This is a genomic window from Streptomyces sp. CBMA29 (assembly GCF_014596445.1).
Lineage (GTDB): Bacteria > Actinomycetota > Actinomycetes > Streptomycetales > Streptomycetaceae > Actinacidiphila.
The window spans coordinates 37,400-54,171 of record NZ_MECL01000041.1 but is presented as its reverse complement, the minus strand read 5'-3'; the positions used below and the strand labels follow the sequence as shown (position 1 = coordinate 54,171).

The window sequence follows — 16,772 nt, the reverse complement described above, 5'->3', positions numbered from 1 at the left end:
TCAGCGCGTGATCAGCGAGTAGCCCGTGACTTCGAGCGCCGTCTCGACGACGGTGTAACTCGGCGTCCGCCAGGCGGCGTCGGTGGCGGGGGCGGGAGCGGTCCGCTGCTGGGGCCGCTGTTCGGTCGGGTTCGAGGTGGAGGTAGAGGTGAACATGGGGATTCCTGCCTTTCGGAGTGGGGCCGCTGTCTGGTCAGCGGCAGAAGGGTGCCTGGCCCATGGCCGACTGGATGCCGCCCAGGATCAGCTTCTGGAACTCGGCCGCCCCGGGGAACGATCCGTCGGTGGAGAAGTCCTTGGCGTCGTGGCCGAGCGTGGTGAGCCAGGCGCGACCGCCGTCGTAGTACTGGCACCATGCGACGGGGTGGTTGCGGCCCATCCCGGGGTCCTTGTAGTTGCCGGTCACGCCCTTGGCCAGGGTGCTCTCGTCCACGGTGGCCAGGACGCGCACCTTGGTCGGGGCCGGGATGAGGTTGTACCACTCGTCGGAGAAGGTCCACCTCTTGGGAAGGGACTTGGTGGAGACGTCCTTGTGGTCGGTGGTGACGACCGTGCCGCTCTGCTCGGGTCCGTGGTCGTAGAAGTTCGCGTTTCCGAGCAGGCCCTCGTACCAGGGCCAGTTGTACTCGGTGCCGAACGCGTTGTGGATGCCGACGAATCCGCCACCGCCGCGGATGTACTGGCGCAGCGAGGTCTGGGCCGAGTCGTCGAGGGCGTCCCGGCTGGTGGAGAAGAAGACGACAGCGTTGTACTTGAACAGGGTCGCGGGTGAGGCGAGTTGGGTGACGTCCTCGGTGTAGTCGACGCCGAAGCCGTGCTGCCGGCCCATCGTGATGAGGGAGTTCTGCACCACGTTGGCGGCGGTGAGCGGCGGGTTCATCCCCGCGGCAAGCGCCGGGCCGAGGTCGGCGTGGCGGGGGCCCGCGCTGCGGGTGTAGAGAAGGATCTTGTAGCCCTTGGCCGGGCTGAAGTTGCCCCAGTCGTGGTAGCAGTCCGGATTCGTGCCCCGGCACACCCCGTAGTCGGGATCGCCCAGGTTCTTGGCGCCGTCGCCGATCCGGTCGTGGGCCACGCTGAGCGTGCCGGTGGAGATCAGGGCCACGACCATGGCGAGTGCCATGCCGAGTGTGGTGAGCACGGCCGACAGCGGCCGCAGGGGTCTGACGCGCGAGAGTTTTCCTGACATCGTCGTGAGGTCTCCTCTGTGTCTGAGCGGGGTTCGTGGCGAGGCCGCTAGGAAACGACGATCTTCCCCGTGCTCTGCGGTGCGACGGGGTCGTTGTAGAAGAACTCGCCGACCGTGTCGAAGGTGTGTGTCGCGGACTGGCCCGGCATGAGCAGGCCGGTGTCGAACTCGCCCTCGAAGAAGGACACGGCGCCGTGAGCCGCGGCGTTCGAGGCGGGGTTGGTGAACGTGACGGTGGTGCCCTTCGGCACGGTCAGGTGCTGCGGGGCCATCGCGTTCTGCGCGACCATGCTCTCCGCGCTGCCCGGCGCGTTCTTCGAGCTGTCCCAGACGCGCCCGAGCGTGACGGTGTCACCGGCGGTCTGCCCCGTCACGGGCGCGGTACGGATCTGGTTGCGCCGGGAAGGCGGCACGGGCGCGGCGGCGGGACCGACCTTCCCGCCGATCTTGAAGGCCCACAGGTGATCGCCCTTGGGGATGTCGGGGTACGGCAGTCCGTTGCCCCCGGCGAGGACGGCGACGTACTGCTCTCCGTCGACCTCGTACGTCATCGGGCTGGTGTTGACGCCCGCGCCGCACTGCCAGGTCCACAAGGGGGCGCCGTCGGTGTCCTTCATGGCGGTCAGCACACCGTCCGGGCCGCCCTGGAAGAGCAGGCCGCCCGCGGTGGAGAGGATGCCGTTGCCGTGGGCCAGCGACCAGTCGCCTTCGCGGCGCCAGGCGACCGTGTTGGTCCGCGGGTCGACGGCGACGTATCCGCCGGCGAAGTACTCGCCCAGCGGGCGCGCGGTGTTGACGCGGCCCCCGTGGGTGTTGGAGTAGGCGGAGTTGATCAGGCCGTAGCCGACGTAGACCAGACCGGTGCGGTGGCTGAAGGAGGGTGAGGACCAGTCGGCCCCTCCGCCGGCGCCGGGGAAGATGATCGTGGCCCGGTCCCAGTGCGCCTCGAAGAGACCTCCGGTGGGGTAGAACGGCACCGGGCGGGTGGCCTTGTCCAGCCGCGGCTCGGTCTCCACGAAGGGCTCTCCGCCGGGGAAGGGCTGTGTCGGCGAGGTCTTCTGCAACGCGTGCTGCGGGACCGGGCGTTCCTCCATTCCGTGGACGGGGTCGCCGGTTCGCCGGTCGAGGATGTAGTACATCCCGGTCTTGCTGCCGTAGACGACGACCTTGCGGGTCCGGCCCTTGACCTCGATGTCCGCCAGTACCGGCGACATCACACCGTCGTAGTCCCAGATGTCGTGGTGGACCGACTGGAAGTGCCAGCGCCGCTTGCCGGTTTTGGCGTCGATGGCCACCAGGCAGTTGGCGAAGAGATTGTCCCCGGCGCGGGTCGATCCGTCGGTGCGGGGATAGGGGTTGCCGAACGTCCAGTAGACCAGGCCGAGTTCGGGGTCGACGGCGGGGTGGATCCAGCACACCGCTCCCCCGGTCTTCCAGGTGTCGCCCTCCCAGGTGTCGTGGCCGTACTCACCGGGCCCCGGCGTACCGAAGAACGTCCAGACCACCTCGCCGGTGGCCGCCTTGAGGGCGTAGCCGCGGCCCCGAGCGCCCGCGGTACTGCCCTGGGTGCCGACGTAGATCAGGCCGTCCCAGTAGACCACCGCTCCGGCCAGGCCGCCCTTGCTGCCGCCGCACTGTCCGCTGGCCGGGTCGCAGCCCGGATCACCCTGGTCCTCGATGAGTACCTGCCGGGTCCACTTGACGGCGCCGGTCTTCTGGTCGAGGGCGTAGATGATGTTGGAGCCGGAGATGGTGAACGCCAGGCCCTGGCCCAGGGCCACACCGCGCATGTTGGTGGTGGCGGTACCGACGTTGGTCTTCCACCGCACATGTCCGGTCCGGCCGTCGACGGCGAAGATGTTCTGCTGGGTGGTCGCCACGTACAGGACGCCGTTCTGGGCGACGACGGCGCACTGTTGGGCCGATTTCGTCGAGCCGTCCTCGAGGTTGATGTGCCAGGCGCCGCCGAGCTTCTTGACGTTGCCCGGTGTGATCCGCTTGAGCCCGGAGTAGTTGTGGTTGGCCAGATTGCCACCGGCCTTGGGAAAGTCCCCGAGGGCCGGCTTCTGGGACTGCGTCGGCACGTGCGCCGGGAGACCGCTCGGTTCTGCCGCGTGCGCGGGGGTGTTGAGAAGCGCGACGGTACCGGCGGTACCGGCCGCGCTCGCGAGGAAACTCCGTCTGTCCATGAACCCTCATTCGTGACTGTGCCTGTCGTCGGGCGGCCCCAGTGGCGGCGGGGCGAGCAGGCGCTAGGAGGAGGGAGAAGGTTGATCTTGGTCCGCCTGGTGGTTTACTCGATCCGTAGAACGGTCACCTGGAGGCGGTTCCATACCCTAGGCAGGGCGTGTGGGGCTGACAAGAGGTGTGACGCGAATTCTTCGGAGGGTCAGAGTTCGCGAGGCGCGGGCAGCCGGGCGGGCAGGATGTGCCGCGGGATCGGACCCTTGTTGCGGCGCCCCTGTCCCGACTCCTCCCACGCGTGGGCGAGGATGCCGACGGAGCGGCTGAGCACGAACAGGCCCCGGGCCAGCGGCGCGGGGAACCCGAGTTCCGCGTAGATGACGGCGGTCGCGCCGTCGATGTTCATCGGGACGGGCCGGGCCCCTGCCCGGCGCGAGCGCAGGACACGCTCGATCGCGTAGGCCGCTTGCAGATAATCGCCGGTGACGTCGCCGGCGGCCACGGCGTCCTCCACCAGGCGTAGCAGGGGGTCGCGGCGGGGGTCCACGGGATGGAAGCGGTGCCCGAATCCCGGCAGGTACCGCGAACGGCGCTGCCAGGCAGCCATGGTCTCCCGGGCGGCATCGTCCCAGGACTGTCCGTCCAGCCGTAGCCGTCGTATGTCGGTGAGCATCTCGACGCACTGCTCACCCGCTCCGCCGTGGACGTCGCCGAGCATGTTCACGCCGGTGGCGATCGCGTTGTTGAGTCCGATCCCGCAGGTGGCGGCCATGCGCGCCGCCGCGATGGAGGGCGCCTGCGGGCCGTGGTCGACGCCCGCGACCAGGGCGGCCTCCAGGAGCGCCGACTGACGTGGTGCGGGCAGGTCGCCGCGCAGGAGCAGCCACATCATGTCCACGATCCCCACCGAGCCGATGAGCTGCTCGACGGGCCGGCCGCGCAACTCGACCATTCCCGGCTCGATATGGCTGACCGCGGTGGCCCACCACTGTGCTGCCGCCTCGTCCTGTTCTGACAGGCCCGCCCTCCGGGGAACGGCTTCGGTCATGGCGTCACCGCCTCTTCTTCGGCGTCGGCGGTCCAGCGGGCCGCGATCTGCTCGCGTTCGCGGTTGTGTTCGCCCAGGAGAGGCGGAGGAGAACCGGGGACGAGGGCCTCCCCGTCGAAGAGCACACCGCTGCCCAGCACCCGCAGGCGGTTCCCCGATCCGTCCGGGTGCTCCAGGTCGGACAGGAAGTGCCGGTGGCGCAACTGCGGCTGCTCCAGGGACTCGGGCACGGTGAGCACGCGGGCGGCCGGCACCCCCGCCGCCGTGAGCATCGCCTCCCACTCCTGTGCCGGGCGGGCGGCCAGGGCCGTGTTGATGGCCTGGTTGAGTGCGGCACGGTGGGTCTTGCGTCCCTCTCGCTCGGCGAAACGCGGATCGGTGATCAGCTCAGGGGCGTCGATCAGCCGGCACAGGTCCTCGAACTGCCGCTGCTGATTGGCGGCGATGTTCAAGGGTCCGTCCCCGGTGCTGAACGTGCCCGAGGGCGCGGCCGTGGCGTTCTGGTCGCCCATGGGCTCCGGGGGGATGCCGCTGACCAGGAAGTTGGAGACGGCCCAGCCCATGGCGGACAGGGACGTCTCCAGCATCGACACGTCCAGACGGCTGCCGCGGCCGGTGCGTTCCCGGTGCACCAGCGCGGCGCTCACGGCCATTCCCGCGGCCAGACCCCCTGTCGTGTCGCAGACCGGGAAGCCGACCCGGAGCGGAGCGGTGTCCTGCGTCCCCGTGACGCTCATCATGCCGGAAAGGCCCTGAATGACCTGGTCGTACGCGGGCGCCGCACTCATCGGGCCGGTCTGCCCGAACCCCGAGATGGAGCAGCACACCAGCCGTGGATTGAGCTGGTCCAGCCGCTCCTGGCCGTAGCCCATCCGCGTCAGGACCCCGGCGCGGAAGTTCTCCAGCAGGACATCGGCCCCCCGCAGCAGGTCCTCGAAGACGGCGCGGTCGGCGGTGTCCTTCAGATCCAGTTCCACGGACTTCTTGCCCGCGTTCTGGGCCAGGAAGGAAGCGCCGATCCGCTTCCTGTTCAGCTCCGGGTCAGGGCCCAGATTGCGGGCCAGGTCGCCCTGCCCCGGCCGTTCGATCTTGACCACCTCCGCTCCGAGGAGCATGAGCTGGTAACTGCAGTAGGGGCCCGCCAGCACGTTGGTCAGGTCCAGGACCCGTATGCCTTCCAGTGGTCTCACACGCATGTATGACGACTCCTTCCGCGGCGCCGGTCGGGCGCCGCATACGGCCGCGCGTCTCAGAAACCGGTGCCGAGGGAGTGTTCGAACCCCTGGCCGCCAGTGATCTGCGCGGCTACTTCGAGCAGGTCCCGTGCGAAGGGCTCGATCAGATCCTGCGGAATCCGCGCCGTGGGCCCGCTCAGCGACAGCGCCGCCACAACGGCGCCCGAGGGCGTGGTGATCGGCACCGCGACGGCGGTCAGACCGAGTTCACGCTCGCCGTGGCTGACGGCGTAACCGCGGTCGGCGGCCTCGTCACCCCAGGCGCGCAGTTGCTCGACGTGCGTCTCCCCGTGCGGGGAGGCGTTGGCGACGCGCCGCAGGAGCGCGTCGCTCGCCCCCACCAGGAGCACCTTCGACGAGGCACCGACCCACAGCGGCAGTTCGTCGCCGACCCGCACGACGTGACGCAGCGGCTGCGGGCTCTCCTGCTGGGCCACACAGACGCGGTGGATGTCACGGCGCATCATGACGTTGGCCGTCTCACCGTGCCGGAGCGTCAGATCCCGCAGGCGCTTTCGCGTCTCGGGAGGAAGCTCCCAGCTTCCGTGGGCCAAGTGCGCCCAGCGCCACAGGCCGGGACCCGCGGTGTATCCGGCTTCCGTGGCCCAGAGCAGACCGTTCTGCTCAAGGGTCTGGACGAGGCGTACCACGGTGGTCTTGGCCAGACCCGTGGCCTCCACGATGGTGCGCAGCGAGACAACGGGCTGATCTTCGGTGAGCAGCGACAGGATGTCCAGAGCCCGGCGCACACTGCGTACGCCCCCCTGGTTCTGATCGGTCGACTCGGCTTCCATGGCTTGCCCCTTCAGGGTCCTTCGTAGCGGGCGGGTCACTGGCTGACGCGGTACCGGCCGGCGGGTCCGGCCGTGGGCACCGATCCTCGCGGATCGCCGCGCCGGACCCGTCCCGACTCGGCCAATCCCTGGGCGTCTTGACGGCGACCGGGGCCAACTTCCCCCGCACTTCCTCTTGCCAAGGCCCACCGGCGCCCGTACGTTACACGCCAGCCCACAGTGCGGTCTACAAAAACCGCTAGATGGCTCAACTGGAGATGTGATGCTGGAAGTCATCCTCAAATCTCTCGCCGACTCCGAACCCGTACACGCGCCGTCCTACGTGGGCGGGACCTGGACCGACACCCGGGACTCGGGTCAACGCACCGGCCCTTACGTACGACGCACCGTCAGCACCGCGTCCACCGTCGGGCCCACTGACATCAGCGAGGCCATCGAGAAGGCTGACCGTTACGCACCGCAGGTGGCCGACCTGGCGCCCGCGGCCCGCGCCGACACCCTGGAGTGCGCCTCCGCCGCCGCCACGGCCCACCGCGACGCGCTCGCCCGCCTGCTGGCCCTGGAACTCGGCAAACCCCTCAAGGACGGCCTCACCGAGATCGACCGGGTGGCGTCCACGCTGGCCGTGTGCGCCTCCGAGGCCCGCCGGATCGGCGGCGAGACGCTGCCCGTGGCGGGCTGGGGAACCGGCGTCGGCAACAGCGCCTTCACCTACCGGGCGCCGGCCGGAGTCGCTCTGGCGATCACGCCGTTCAACGCTCCGGCGAACCTGCTGGCCCACAAGCTCGGCGCGTCCTTCGCCGCGGGCAACACGACCCTGGTCAAGTCCCCGCCGCAGGCGCCCGGCACCACCGCGGCGATCGTCGCCCTGCTGCTGGACAGCGGCATGCCCCCGCAGGCGGTACAGCTCCTGCACGGTGGGGGCGAGACCGGATCCGCCCTGTGCGCGGCTCCGGAAGTCGACGTGATCAGCTTCACCGGCAGCGCGCCGACCGGCGCGGCCGTGGCGCGGGCGGCGGGCGCCAAACGGCTGATCCTGGAACTGGGCGGGAACGCGGCCACCATCGTGTGCGAGGACGCCGACATCGCCGCCGCGGCGAAGGTCTGCGCGCGCACCGGCTACAGCAACTCCGGCCAGAGCTGCATCTCGGTGCAGCGCGTCTATGTCCACCGCAGCCGTTACGCGGACTTCCTCGACGCGTTCACCGCGGCCGTGGACACCCTGGTCGTCGGTGATCCCCTCGACCCGGGAACCGACATCGGCTCCATGGTCGACGAGGCCGCCGCGGACCGGGTGGTCACCTGGGCCGCCGAGGCGCGGGAGTTGGGCGCCGGCATCCTGCGCGGCGGCGAGCGGGACGGCGCGACCGTCCGGCCCACGATCGTCGCGGGACCGCCCGACAACGCCTCGGTCGTCATGCACGAGGTGTTCGGCGCCCTGGTGGCGGTGATGCCCTACGACGACTTCGACACCGTCGTCGCCACCTGCAACACGAGTCGTTACGGGCTCCAGGCCGGGCTGTTCACCCACGACCTGAAGCGCGTCTTCACCGCCTGGCGCCGGCTGGAGGTCGGCGGCCTCATCGTCAACGGCAGCTCCAACTTCCGTCTCGACCATGTGCCGTTCGGCGGAGTCAAGGACTCGGGCTTCGGCCGGGAGTCCCCCCGCTGGCTCATCGACGACTTCACCACGGTCAAGACCCTCACCCTGCGCGGCCTGTCCGTCTGGGGCGACCGCACCGAGCTAGGAGATGAGAACCAGTGACCACAGTGACCGCCGCGGAAGCCCTGGTAACCCAGTTGGAGTCCTACGGGGTCGAGTACGTCTTCGGCACCTGCGGACACACCAACATCGCCCTGCTCGACGCCCTCGGGCCCAGCTCCGTCACCTTCGTCATCGCCCGCCACGAACAGGCAGCCGCGCACGCGGCGGACGGCTACGCGCGGGCCTCCGGCAAGCCCGGCGTGCTGCTCACCCACGTCGGCCCGGGAATGATGAACGCCGTCACCGGAGTGGCCACGGCCGCGCTCGACTCGGTACCGATGATCGTCATCTCAGGCGACATCCCCTCCTACTACTACGGCAGGCACCCCCACCAGGAGGTCAACCTCCACGCCGACGCCGACCAGACCGCGATCTACCGCCCGTTCTGCAAGCGCGTCTGGGCGCTTCAGCGCACCGGCGACCTGCACAGGACGGTGGAGCGGGCGTTCTGGACGGCGGGCTCGGGACGGCCGGGCACGGTGCTGGTCAACGTACCCATGGACCTGTTCTCCCGCCGGGTCCCCGCGTACGACGTGGCCGCTCACCCGCTGCCCGACACGGCGCTGCCGGGGCTGACGCGGGCCGCCGCCGCGCGGATCGCGGAGGCACTGCTGGCGGCGGAACGGCCGCTCATCTACTTCGGCGGCGGGCTGCGCACACCGCGGGCACGCGAGGCGCTGCTCTCGCTGGCCGAGCACCTGGACATCCCGCTCGCGCACTCCCTGATGGGCAAGGGCACCGTCCCCGACCGTCATCCGCTGCTGCTGGGCATGCCGGGCTTCTGGGGACTGGAGTCGACCCACTCCCACACCAAGGACGCCGACGTGGTGCTCGCGCTCGCCACGCGCTTCGCCGAGACCGATGCCAGTTCCTGGGACGCCGCCTACACCTGGAACTTCCCGCCCAGCCGCCTGTTCCAGATAGACATCGACCCGGCCGAGATCGGCCGCAACTACCCCGTGGAGTTCGGAGCCGTCGCCGATGTGGGCGACGCCGTGTCGGCCGTCACCGACGCGGTACGCGCCGCCCGCCCCGAACCCCTGGCCCGTCCCGGCCTGCGCGAGTCCATCGCGGCCAATCGCGCGGCGCTGTTCGCGGAGGCGGACGCCAACGGCGCCAGTGACAACCATCCCTTGCGTCCGCAGCGAATCCTGGCGGACCTGAGGGCGGCGCTGCCTGCCGACGCGGTGCTCGTGACAGACGTCGGCTGGAACAAGAACGGTGTCGCGCAGAGCTACGACCTCCCGCCCGAGGGGCGGTTCATCACCCCCGGCGGCGCCTCCACCATGGGCTTCGGGCCCGCGGCGGCGGTCGGTGTGCAGATCGCACAGCCCGACAGGGTGGTCGTCGCCCTCATCGGCGACGGCGGTATGAGTGCCCAGCTACCGGCCGTGCCGATGGCCGTGGAACAGGGACTGCCGGTGATCTTCGCGGTGATGAACAACCGCGCGCACGGCACCATCTCCGACCTCCAGACCGCCAGCTTCGGACGCGGCTACGGCTGCGACTTCACCGACCCGCAGGGCCGTCCCTACAGCCCGGACTTCGCGCAGTACGGACGGGCCTGCGGCGCCGACGGATACGACGTGCCCACAGCCGACGACCTGGCCAAGGTCCTCACGGCGGCCGTCGAACGCCGCAGGCCCGCCGTGATCGACATCCCCATGGTCAACGAGCCGGTCCCCACGCCCGGTCACTGGAACATCAAAGACATCTACCAGGGCAAGTTCCCGGACGAAGGATGACTCCGATGCGTACCTCCACCCGCACCACCAGACCCGTTCTCCTCACCGTCCCCGTCGTGCTCGCCCTGGCCGCCACCGCCTGCGGCAGCCCCGGTTCCTCGAAGTCCGGTACGTCCGACACCTCGGGCCCCGTCAAGATAGCGGTCGTCGACGCGCAGAGCGGCCAGTTGTCCTCCCTGGGCGACTGGGAGGCCAAGGGCGCGAAGCTCGCCGTCCAGCAGTGGAACGACAAGGGCGGCATCAACGGCCGCAAGATCGAGCTCACCGTCTTCGACGACCAGGGCGACCCCACCACCGGCACGAACATCGCGCGCAAGCTCGCCAGCGAGCACTACATCGCCATGATCGGCACCTCGGAGAGCGCGGTGACCGTGGCGATGGCACCCATTCTGCGCCAGGAGAAGATCCCGAACATCACCTCGGGCCAGTCGACGGCGCTCGTGGACGTCAAGAGTCCCTTCCTCTTCCTCAACGGCCCGACCAGCACCACCTACGACTCCACGCTCGCCGACTACGTGATCAAGACCAAGGGCTACAAGAACATCGCGATGATCAGCAACAACGGCTCCTACGGCAAGGGCGAGCACGACGCGTTCCTGGCCGCGGCCAAGGAACGCGGAGCGACCCCGGTGGCCGACCAGGTCGTCACCACCGACCAGAAGGACTTCAGCGCCGCTCTGAGCTCCATCCGGCAGAAGAAGCCCGACCTGATCTTCATCGGCTCCGAGGAGGTCGAGGCGGGTCTCATCGTGAAGCAGGCCCGTGACCTGGGCATCACCGCCCCCTTCGCGGGTGCGGCGCCCCAGGGGACTCCGGTGTTCGTCGACACCTCGGGCGCGGGCAACGCGGACGGCACGATCGTCAGCTCCCCCTACCTCAGCAACGACACCGACGCCGCCTCCCGGTCCTTCGCCGCCGCCTACAAGAAGGCGTACGGCAAGGAGGCCGAGCTGCACGGGGCGAAGAGCTTCGACGGCACGAACATCGTCCTGACGGCGCTGAAGACCAGCGGTGTGGTCAGCGGCGAGAAGCTCGCCGAGGCGATCCGCGCGACCAAATACCACGGTCTGGTCGGCGACTTCGCCTTCGACGAGACCGGCGTGGGCATCTTCAAGACCTCCATCGGCGTCATCAAGGACGGCAAGCTCGTCGCCGCCCAGTAATCCGCCGCCGTACACACCGCGCCGGGGCGGCGGCCCCGGCGCGCCGGAGAGCTGGAGCACCCGCATGCAAGTCACCCTGCAAACCCTGATCGGCGGCCTGAGCCTGGGGGCCGTCTACGCCCTGATCGCCATGGGATTCTCCGTGGTCTACCGCACGATGGGCCTGGTCAACTTCGCCCACGCCGATGTCGCCATGATCGGCGCCTACGCCGCGTCGACCTTCTACCTCACCTCCCACGCGCCGTTCCTCTTCGCCGTCGCCCTGTCGATCGTGGTGACCGGCGCCATCGGCCTGGTCATCGAGCGGGTCCTGCGCCCGTTGGAGAACAAGGACTTCGACCTCATGCTGATCGGCACGATCGGTTTCGGGACCGTGCTGCAAGCGGCTGCCACCTTGATCTGGGGCACCACCGGCCGCGCCGTACCCTCACCGATGCACTCGGCGCCGCTGGAGTTCTTCGGGCTGCGCGTCCGCACCTACGACCTGATGGTCATCGGCGTCACCATGGTTTCCGTCGCTGTGCTGGTGCTCTTCCTCCAGCGCACCAAGCAGGGCGCCGCCATGCAGGCCGTCGCGATGGACCACGACGCCGCCACCGCTGTCGGCATCCATGTCGGCCGCAGCAACGCCCTGGCGTTCGCCATCGGCGCGGGTCTGGCCGCGCTGGCCGGCGGCCTGGTCGGACCGATGCTCTACGTCGACTCCAGTCTGGGAGGCGCGCTGGGCATCAAGGGATTCGCAGCCGCGATGCTCGGCGGCTTCGGGAGCATCCCCGGAGCCGTCGTCGGCGGCCTCGCCATCGGTGTGCTCGACTCCTACGCGGCGGGCCACTTCCAGGGCTACTCGGTGCTGGTCACCTTCCTCGTCTTCACCGTGGCCATCATGATCCGGCCCACCGGCATCTTCGGGGAACGGACGGTGAGCCGCGCATGACCGCCCGCAGAGCCCGTATCCCCCTGCTCGCACTGCTCGTCGTCGCGCTGTACGCCCTGCCGTACGGCCTGAACAGCTACAGCATCCACGTCGTCGACATCGCCATCATCTTCGCCGTCCTCGCCATCGGGATGGGCCTGGTGATGGGAGTCTCCGGCCAGATCAACCTGGCGCAGGTCGCCTTCTTCGGCGTCGGCGCCTACACCACCGCCATCCTCACCACGCACTACGGCCACGGCTTCTGGATATCCGCGGTCCTCGCGATCGGCACCACCGCGGTCGTCGGCCTGCTCATCGGCGTGCCGGCGCTGCGCGTTCAGTCCCACTACCTGGGCATCGTCACACTCGGCCTGGCCGTGGGCTTCGTCAACTGGGTGACCAACGCCCATATCACCGGCGGTGCGGACGGCATCTCGGGCATTCCCGTCCCCCCGCTCTTCGGCATCGACCTGACGGACGAATACCTCTACTACTACCTCGAAGTCGTCGTCTTCCTCCTCTCCCTCGCCTTCGGGGTGTTCGTCGTCCGCACCCGCCTGGGCCGCCGACTGCGCGCCATGCGCGACGATCCGCTCGCGGCGGCCGCCGTCGGCGCGGAGATCCCGCTGCTGCGGATGACGGCGTTCGTACTGGCCAGCCTCTACGGCGGGCTGGCGGGCGTCCTCTACGCCGGTCTGATCCGCTACGTGGCCCCGGAGACCTTCTCCACCAGCGCCATGTTCCTTCTGCTCGCGATGGTCGTCATCGGCGGCAGGCGCAGCCTGGTCGGCTGCGTGCTCGGAGCGGTCGGCCTGGTGCTGGTACGCGAGGCCCTCGTCGACGTCTCCACCTACGCCCAGCTCGGTTACGGACTGGTCGTGGTCGCGACCGTCGTGTTCGCCCCGACCGGACTGGTCGGCGTACCCCAGCGGGTCATGGCGCACATCAGGCGCCGGCGCCGCATCACGAACACGGCGGGCGCCATGCGGCCGTTCGTGCCGCACACCGCGCGGGACACCGGGACCGCGGGCCCGGCCGTGACCGGGGACCCGGCCTCGGCCGACGCGCCCGCGCTGGAGATCGTCGCCCTCACCAAGCGCTTCGGCGCCCTCACCGCGCTCAACGACGTGACGTTGACCGTCGCCGTCGGCGAGATCCGCGGCATCGTCGGCCCCAACGGCTCGGGCAAGACCACGCTGTTCAACACCGTCAGCGGTCTGTACCGCCCCACCTCGGGCCGCCTGGCGGCCTTCGGCAAGGAGATCGGCGGGACCCGCCCCTACCGGCTGTCCCTGTCCGGGATGGCCCGCACCTTCCAGAACCTGCGTCTGTTCAGCCAGATGAGCGTGCGCGAGAACATCCAGGTCGCCCTCGACCGGTCCCGGAGACACGCGATCGGCGCGTACGCCGTCTGGCCGGTCGCGGTGCTGTCCGACGAGCGGCGCCTACGGGAGGACGCGGACCGTGTTCTCGCGCGCTACGGCCTCACCGAGTTCGCCGACGCCGCCCCCCAGTCGCTTCCCTACGGCATCCAGCGCCGCATCGAGATCGCGCGGGCGATGGCGACACGTCCGCGCCTGCTCCTGCTCGACGAGCCCGCCGCCGGACTCAACGGCGAGGAGGTCGGCCAACTGGCCGAGATCATCCGCTCCGTCCGCGGCCTCGGCGTCACCGTCATCCTCATCGAGCACAACATGGGCCTGGTGATGTCGCTGTGCGAGCGCGTCACGGTCCTCGCCGCCGGCGCTGTCATCGCCGACGGCTCACCGGCCGAGGTCGCCGCCACCCCCGAGGTCATCGAGGCGTATCTGGGCGACTCCCCCGCCGCCGAGGAAGTCGAACGGACGGCGGCGAAGGCGCTGGAAGCAACGACCACGACCACCGCCGCCACCACTTCGTCGGAGGTATCGACGTGACCGCACCCGTCCAACCCGCACCGGCCGCTCCCGCGACGGCCGGCACCCTCACCGTGGACGACTTGACCGTCCACTACGGAGGCGTCTGCGCGGTGCGCTCGGTCAGCTTCACCGTCGGCCCCGGCGAATCGGTGGGCATCATCGGTTCGAACGGGGCCGGAAAGACCTCCACGCTCAAAGCCCTCATGGGCCTGGTTTCCCGTCACTGCGCGGGCATCACCTTCGGTGACGACGATCTGACGAACGTCAGGGCACGTGACATGGTGCGCCACGGCATCGGCTACGTCCCCGAGGGGCGGCACGTCTTCCCCGGCCTGTCCGTGGAGAAGAACCTTCTCCTGGGCGCCTACGCCCGCCGTTGGAACGCGGGGACCCGGCAGACGCTCCAGGAGATGTACGACCTCTTCCCCGTACTCGGGGACATGCGGGCACGACCGGCGGGCGACTTGTCTGGCGGGCAGCAGCAGATGCTCGCCATCGGCCGCGCGCTGATGTCCCGCCCGCGTCTCCTGCTCCTCGACGAACCCTCCATGGGACTGTCGCCCAAACTCATCGAGACCGTCCTCGACGTGCTGATACGCCTCCGCGCCGCGGGCATGTCCCTGCTCCTGGTCGAGCAGAACGCCAAACTCACCTTCGGCGTGACCAGCCACTGCCTGGTCATGGAGAACGGCAACGTCGCCATCACCGGCACATCGCAGGAACTCAGCAGCGACAGCCGGGTTCGGCAGATCTACCTCGGCCTGTGATAAGGATCCGACAGGGCGCGTACGGAGGCAGCCGCCAGAGACCCGCAGGGCAGGGCGGTCACCTTGACCCCCGACGGTAACGAAATGTTTCGGTGCCTCGGACGTGCTCTGAAGCCTTTCATCTGCCAACCGGGTCAGCCATAGTTTCCGAAACTTCACCGAAAGTGTTGACACGTTTCGCGGGTGTTTCCACACTGAGTCCCCGAGGCGACCGCCTTGCCGGGTCGGTAGTGCGTGGCAACGGTCAATGCCTACGACGTCGCGGTGGTGCGCGCTCCCGGCAATAGGGCGCGACGTCGACATCCGCGGGCGCGTCCCGCGTGTCCCCCCACATTCTGTGAATCGGTTACGGAGGCTCTGCAATGAGCACAAAGGCCATACCCCCACCCCCGCCCGGAACCCGACGACGGCTCAGCCGTGTCCACCGGGCCGTCGTCGCCGTCGCGACCGGCTCCGTCGTGGCTGCCACAGCGGTCCTGGTGACAGCGGCGCCTTCGGGTGCCGCCGCGACGTCCCTCGGTGCGGCAGCCGCGCAGAGCGGGCGGTACTTCGGCACCGCCATCGCCTCGGGCAGGCTCGGCGACTCGGCCTACACGACGATCGCCGACCGTGAGTTCAACATGGTGACGGCCGAGAACGAGATGAAGATCGACGCCACCGAGCCCCAGCAGGGCCAGTTCAACTTCAACGCGGGCGATCAGGTCTACAACTGGGCCGTACAACACGGCAAGCAGGTGCGCGGCCACACGTTGGCCTGGCACGGCCAGCAGCCGGGTTGGATGCAGTCCCTCAGCGGCAGCGCGCTGCGCCAGGCGATGATCAACCACATCAACGGCGTGGTGGGTCACTACAAGGGCAAACTCGCCCAGTGGGACGTGGTGAACGAGGCGTTCGCCGACGGCGGTTCCGGTGGACGACGCGACTCCAACCTCCAGCGCACGGGCAACGACTGGATCGAGGTCGCCTTCCGGACGGCGCGGGCGGCCGATCCGAACGTGAAGCTCTGTTACAACGACTACAACATCGAGAACTGGAACGACGCCAAGACACAGGGCGTCTACAACATGGTCAAGGACTTCAAGGCCCGCGGCGTTCCGATCGACTGCGTCGGCTTCCAGTCCCACTTCAACAGCGGCAGCCCGTACAACAGCAACTTCCGTACCACTCTCCAGAGCTTCGCCGCCCTCGGCGTCGACGTGGCCATCACCGAGCTGGACGTCCAGGGCGCGTCGCCCACCACGTACGCCAACATCACCAACGACTGCCTGGCCGTGTCGCGATGCATCGGCATGACGGTATGGGGCGTCCGGGACAGCGACTCGTGGCGCAGCCAGGACACGCCCTTGCTGTTCGACAACAACGGCAACAAGAAGTCCGCGTACACCGCCGTCCTGAACGCTCTCAACGCGGCCGGCGGTGGCACGACCACGCCTCCCACCACACCGCCCACCACGCCTCCGACCACGCCCCCCACGACGCCGCCGGGCGGCGGGAGCAACGGTCAGATCAAGGGGACGGGTTCGGGCCGGTGCCTGGATGTGCCCAACTCCACGACGACCGACGGCACGCAGGTCCAGTTGTGGGACTGCAACGGCGGCAGCAACCAGAAATGGACCTTGACGTCGAACGGCGAACTCACATCCCTCGGCAAGTGCCTGGACGCGGCCGGCACCAGCAACGGCGTGAAGGCGCAGATCTACTCCTGCTGGGGCGGTGCCAACCAGAAGTGGCGCCTGAACTCCGACGGCTCCATCGCCAGTACCCAGTCGGGACTCTGCCTGGACGCGGTCGGCACCGGAACCGCCAACGGCACCCAGATCCAGATGTACTCCTGCTCCGGCGGCAGCAACCAGAAATGGACATGGGCGGGCAACTGACCGCGCCCCTGATCCACTTCACCCGATGAGGTGATGGACGTCTTCCGGTGCCACGGGGCCGCACCGGAAGACGTCCTGTCGCACGTCGGCTGAGCCATGACCGGCATCGCCACGGGACCGCTCCCCCGCACCATTCGACCCACGCACCTCGGTCCTGCACTCCTCATTGATTGTACCGACCGTTAGGTCTATTTTAC

At 69.2% G+C, this 16,772-nt stretch carries 13 protein-coding genes; 7 read left to right on the top strand and 6 right to left on the bottom strand.

The annotated features are described in order from the left end of the window. From BGM09_RS06535 to BGM09_RS06510, 6 genes are all read right to left on the bottom strand, one after another. The gene (locus tag BGM09_RS06535) at positions 1–156 is read right to left on the bottom strand and encodes a pyrroloquinoline quinone precursor peptide PqqA (RefSeq protein ID WP_188280463.1); all 156 of its coding nucleotides are present in this window, start codon (positions 154–156) and stop codon (positions 1–3) included. A gap of 37 nt (positions 157–193) precedes the next feature. Next, positions 194–1,186, bottom strand: a complete 993-nt coding sequence (locus tag BGM09_RS06530; RefSeq protein WP_223186414.1) for a ThuA domain-containing protein — start codon at positions 1,184–1,186, stop codon at positions 194–196. A gap of 47 nt (positions 1,187–1,233) precedes the next feature. Then, the gene (locus tag BGM09_RS06525) at positions 1,234–3,375 is read right to left on the bottom strand and encodes a PQQ-binding-like beta-propeller repeat protein (protein ID WP_188280462.1); all 2,142 of its coding nucleotides are present in this window, start codon (positions 3,373–3,375) and stop codon (positions 1,234–1,236) included. 200 nt (positions 3,376–3,575) lie between these two features. After that, positions 3,576–4,418 (bottom strand): citryl-CoA lyase, encoded by an 843-nt coding sequence (locus BGM09_RS06520; protein WP_188280461.1) that lies wholly within the window; start codon positions 4,416–4,418, stop codon positions 3,576–3,578. Then, positions 4,415–5,614 (bottom strand): CaiB/BaiF CoA transferase family protein, encoded by a 1,200-nt coding sequence (locus tag BGM09_RS06515; protein ID WP_188280460.1) that lies wholly within the window; start codon positions 5,612–5,614, stop codon positions 4,415–4,417. The genes BGM09_RS06520 and BGM09_RS06515 overlap by 4 nt, the downstream gene beginning before the upstream one ends. Positions 5,615–5,667: 53 nt before the next feature. Further along, positions 5,668–6,447: an IclR family transcriptional regulator gene (locus BGM09_RS06510; RefSeq protein ID WP_188280459.1), complete on the bottom strand. Its 780-nt coding sequence runs from the start codon at positions 6,445–6,447 to the stop codon at positions 5,668–5,670. Between the two features lie 262 nt (positions 6,448–6,709). On the opposite strand from BGM09_RS06510, the gene BGM09_RS06505 reads away from it, so the two are divergent. From BGM09_RS06505 to BGM09_RS06475, 7 genes are all read left to right on the top strand, one after another. Then, complete coding sequence (locus BGM09_RS06505; RefSeq protein WP_188280458.1) at positions 6,710–8,212, top strand: aldehyde dehydrogenase family protein; 1,503 nt, start codon at positions 6,710–6,712, stop codon at positions 8,210–8,212. Beyond that, positions 8,209–9,957, top strand: coding sequence for a thiamine pyrophosphate-binding protein (locus BGM09_RS06500; protein WP_317452568.1), 1,749 nt, complete (start codon positions 8,209–8,211; stop codon positions 9,955–9,957). Before BGM09_RS06505 ends, BGM09_RS06500 begins: the two co-directional genes overlap by 4 nt. Before the next feature lie 5 nt (positions 9,958–9,962). After that, entirely contained in the window at positions 9,963–11,120 is a 1,158-nt protein-coding gene (locus BGM09_RS06495) for an ABC transporter substrate-binding protein (RefSeq protein WP_188280457.1), read from the top strand. Between the two features lie 64 nt (positions 11,121–11,184). Continuing rightward, positions 11,185–12,054: a branched-chain amino acid ABC transporter permease gene (locus BGM09_RS06490; RefSeq protein WP_188280456.1), complete on the top strand. Its 870-nt coding sequence runs from the start codon at positions 11,185–11,187 to the stop codon at positions 12,052–12,054. Next, the gene (locus BGM09_RS06485) at positions 12,051–13,949 is read left to right on the top strand and encodes an ABC transporter permease subunit (protein ID WP_188280455.1); all 1,899 of its coding nucleotides are present in this window, start codon (positions 12,051–12,053) and stop codon (positions 13,947–13,949) included. The genes BGM09_RS06490 and BGM09_RS06485 overlap by 4 nt, the downstream gene beginning before the upstream one ends. Beyond that, positions 13,946–14,698, top strand: a complete 753-nt coding sequence (locus BGM09_RS06480; protein ID WP_188280454.1) for an ABC transporter ATP-binding protein — start codon at positions 13,946–13,948, stop codon at positions 14,696–14,698. Before BGM09_RS06485 ends, BGM09_RS06480 begins: the two co-directional genes overlap by 4 nt. 362 nt (positions 14,699–15,060) lie before the next feature. Continuing rightward, positions 15,061–16,575 (top strand): endo-1,4-beta-xylanase, encoded by a 1,515-nt coding sequence (locus BGM09_RS06475; RefSeq protein ID WP_188280453.1) that lies wholly within the window; start codon positions 15,061–15,063, stop codon positions 16,573–16,575. Positions 16,576–16,772: the final 197 nt, after the last annotated feature.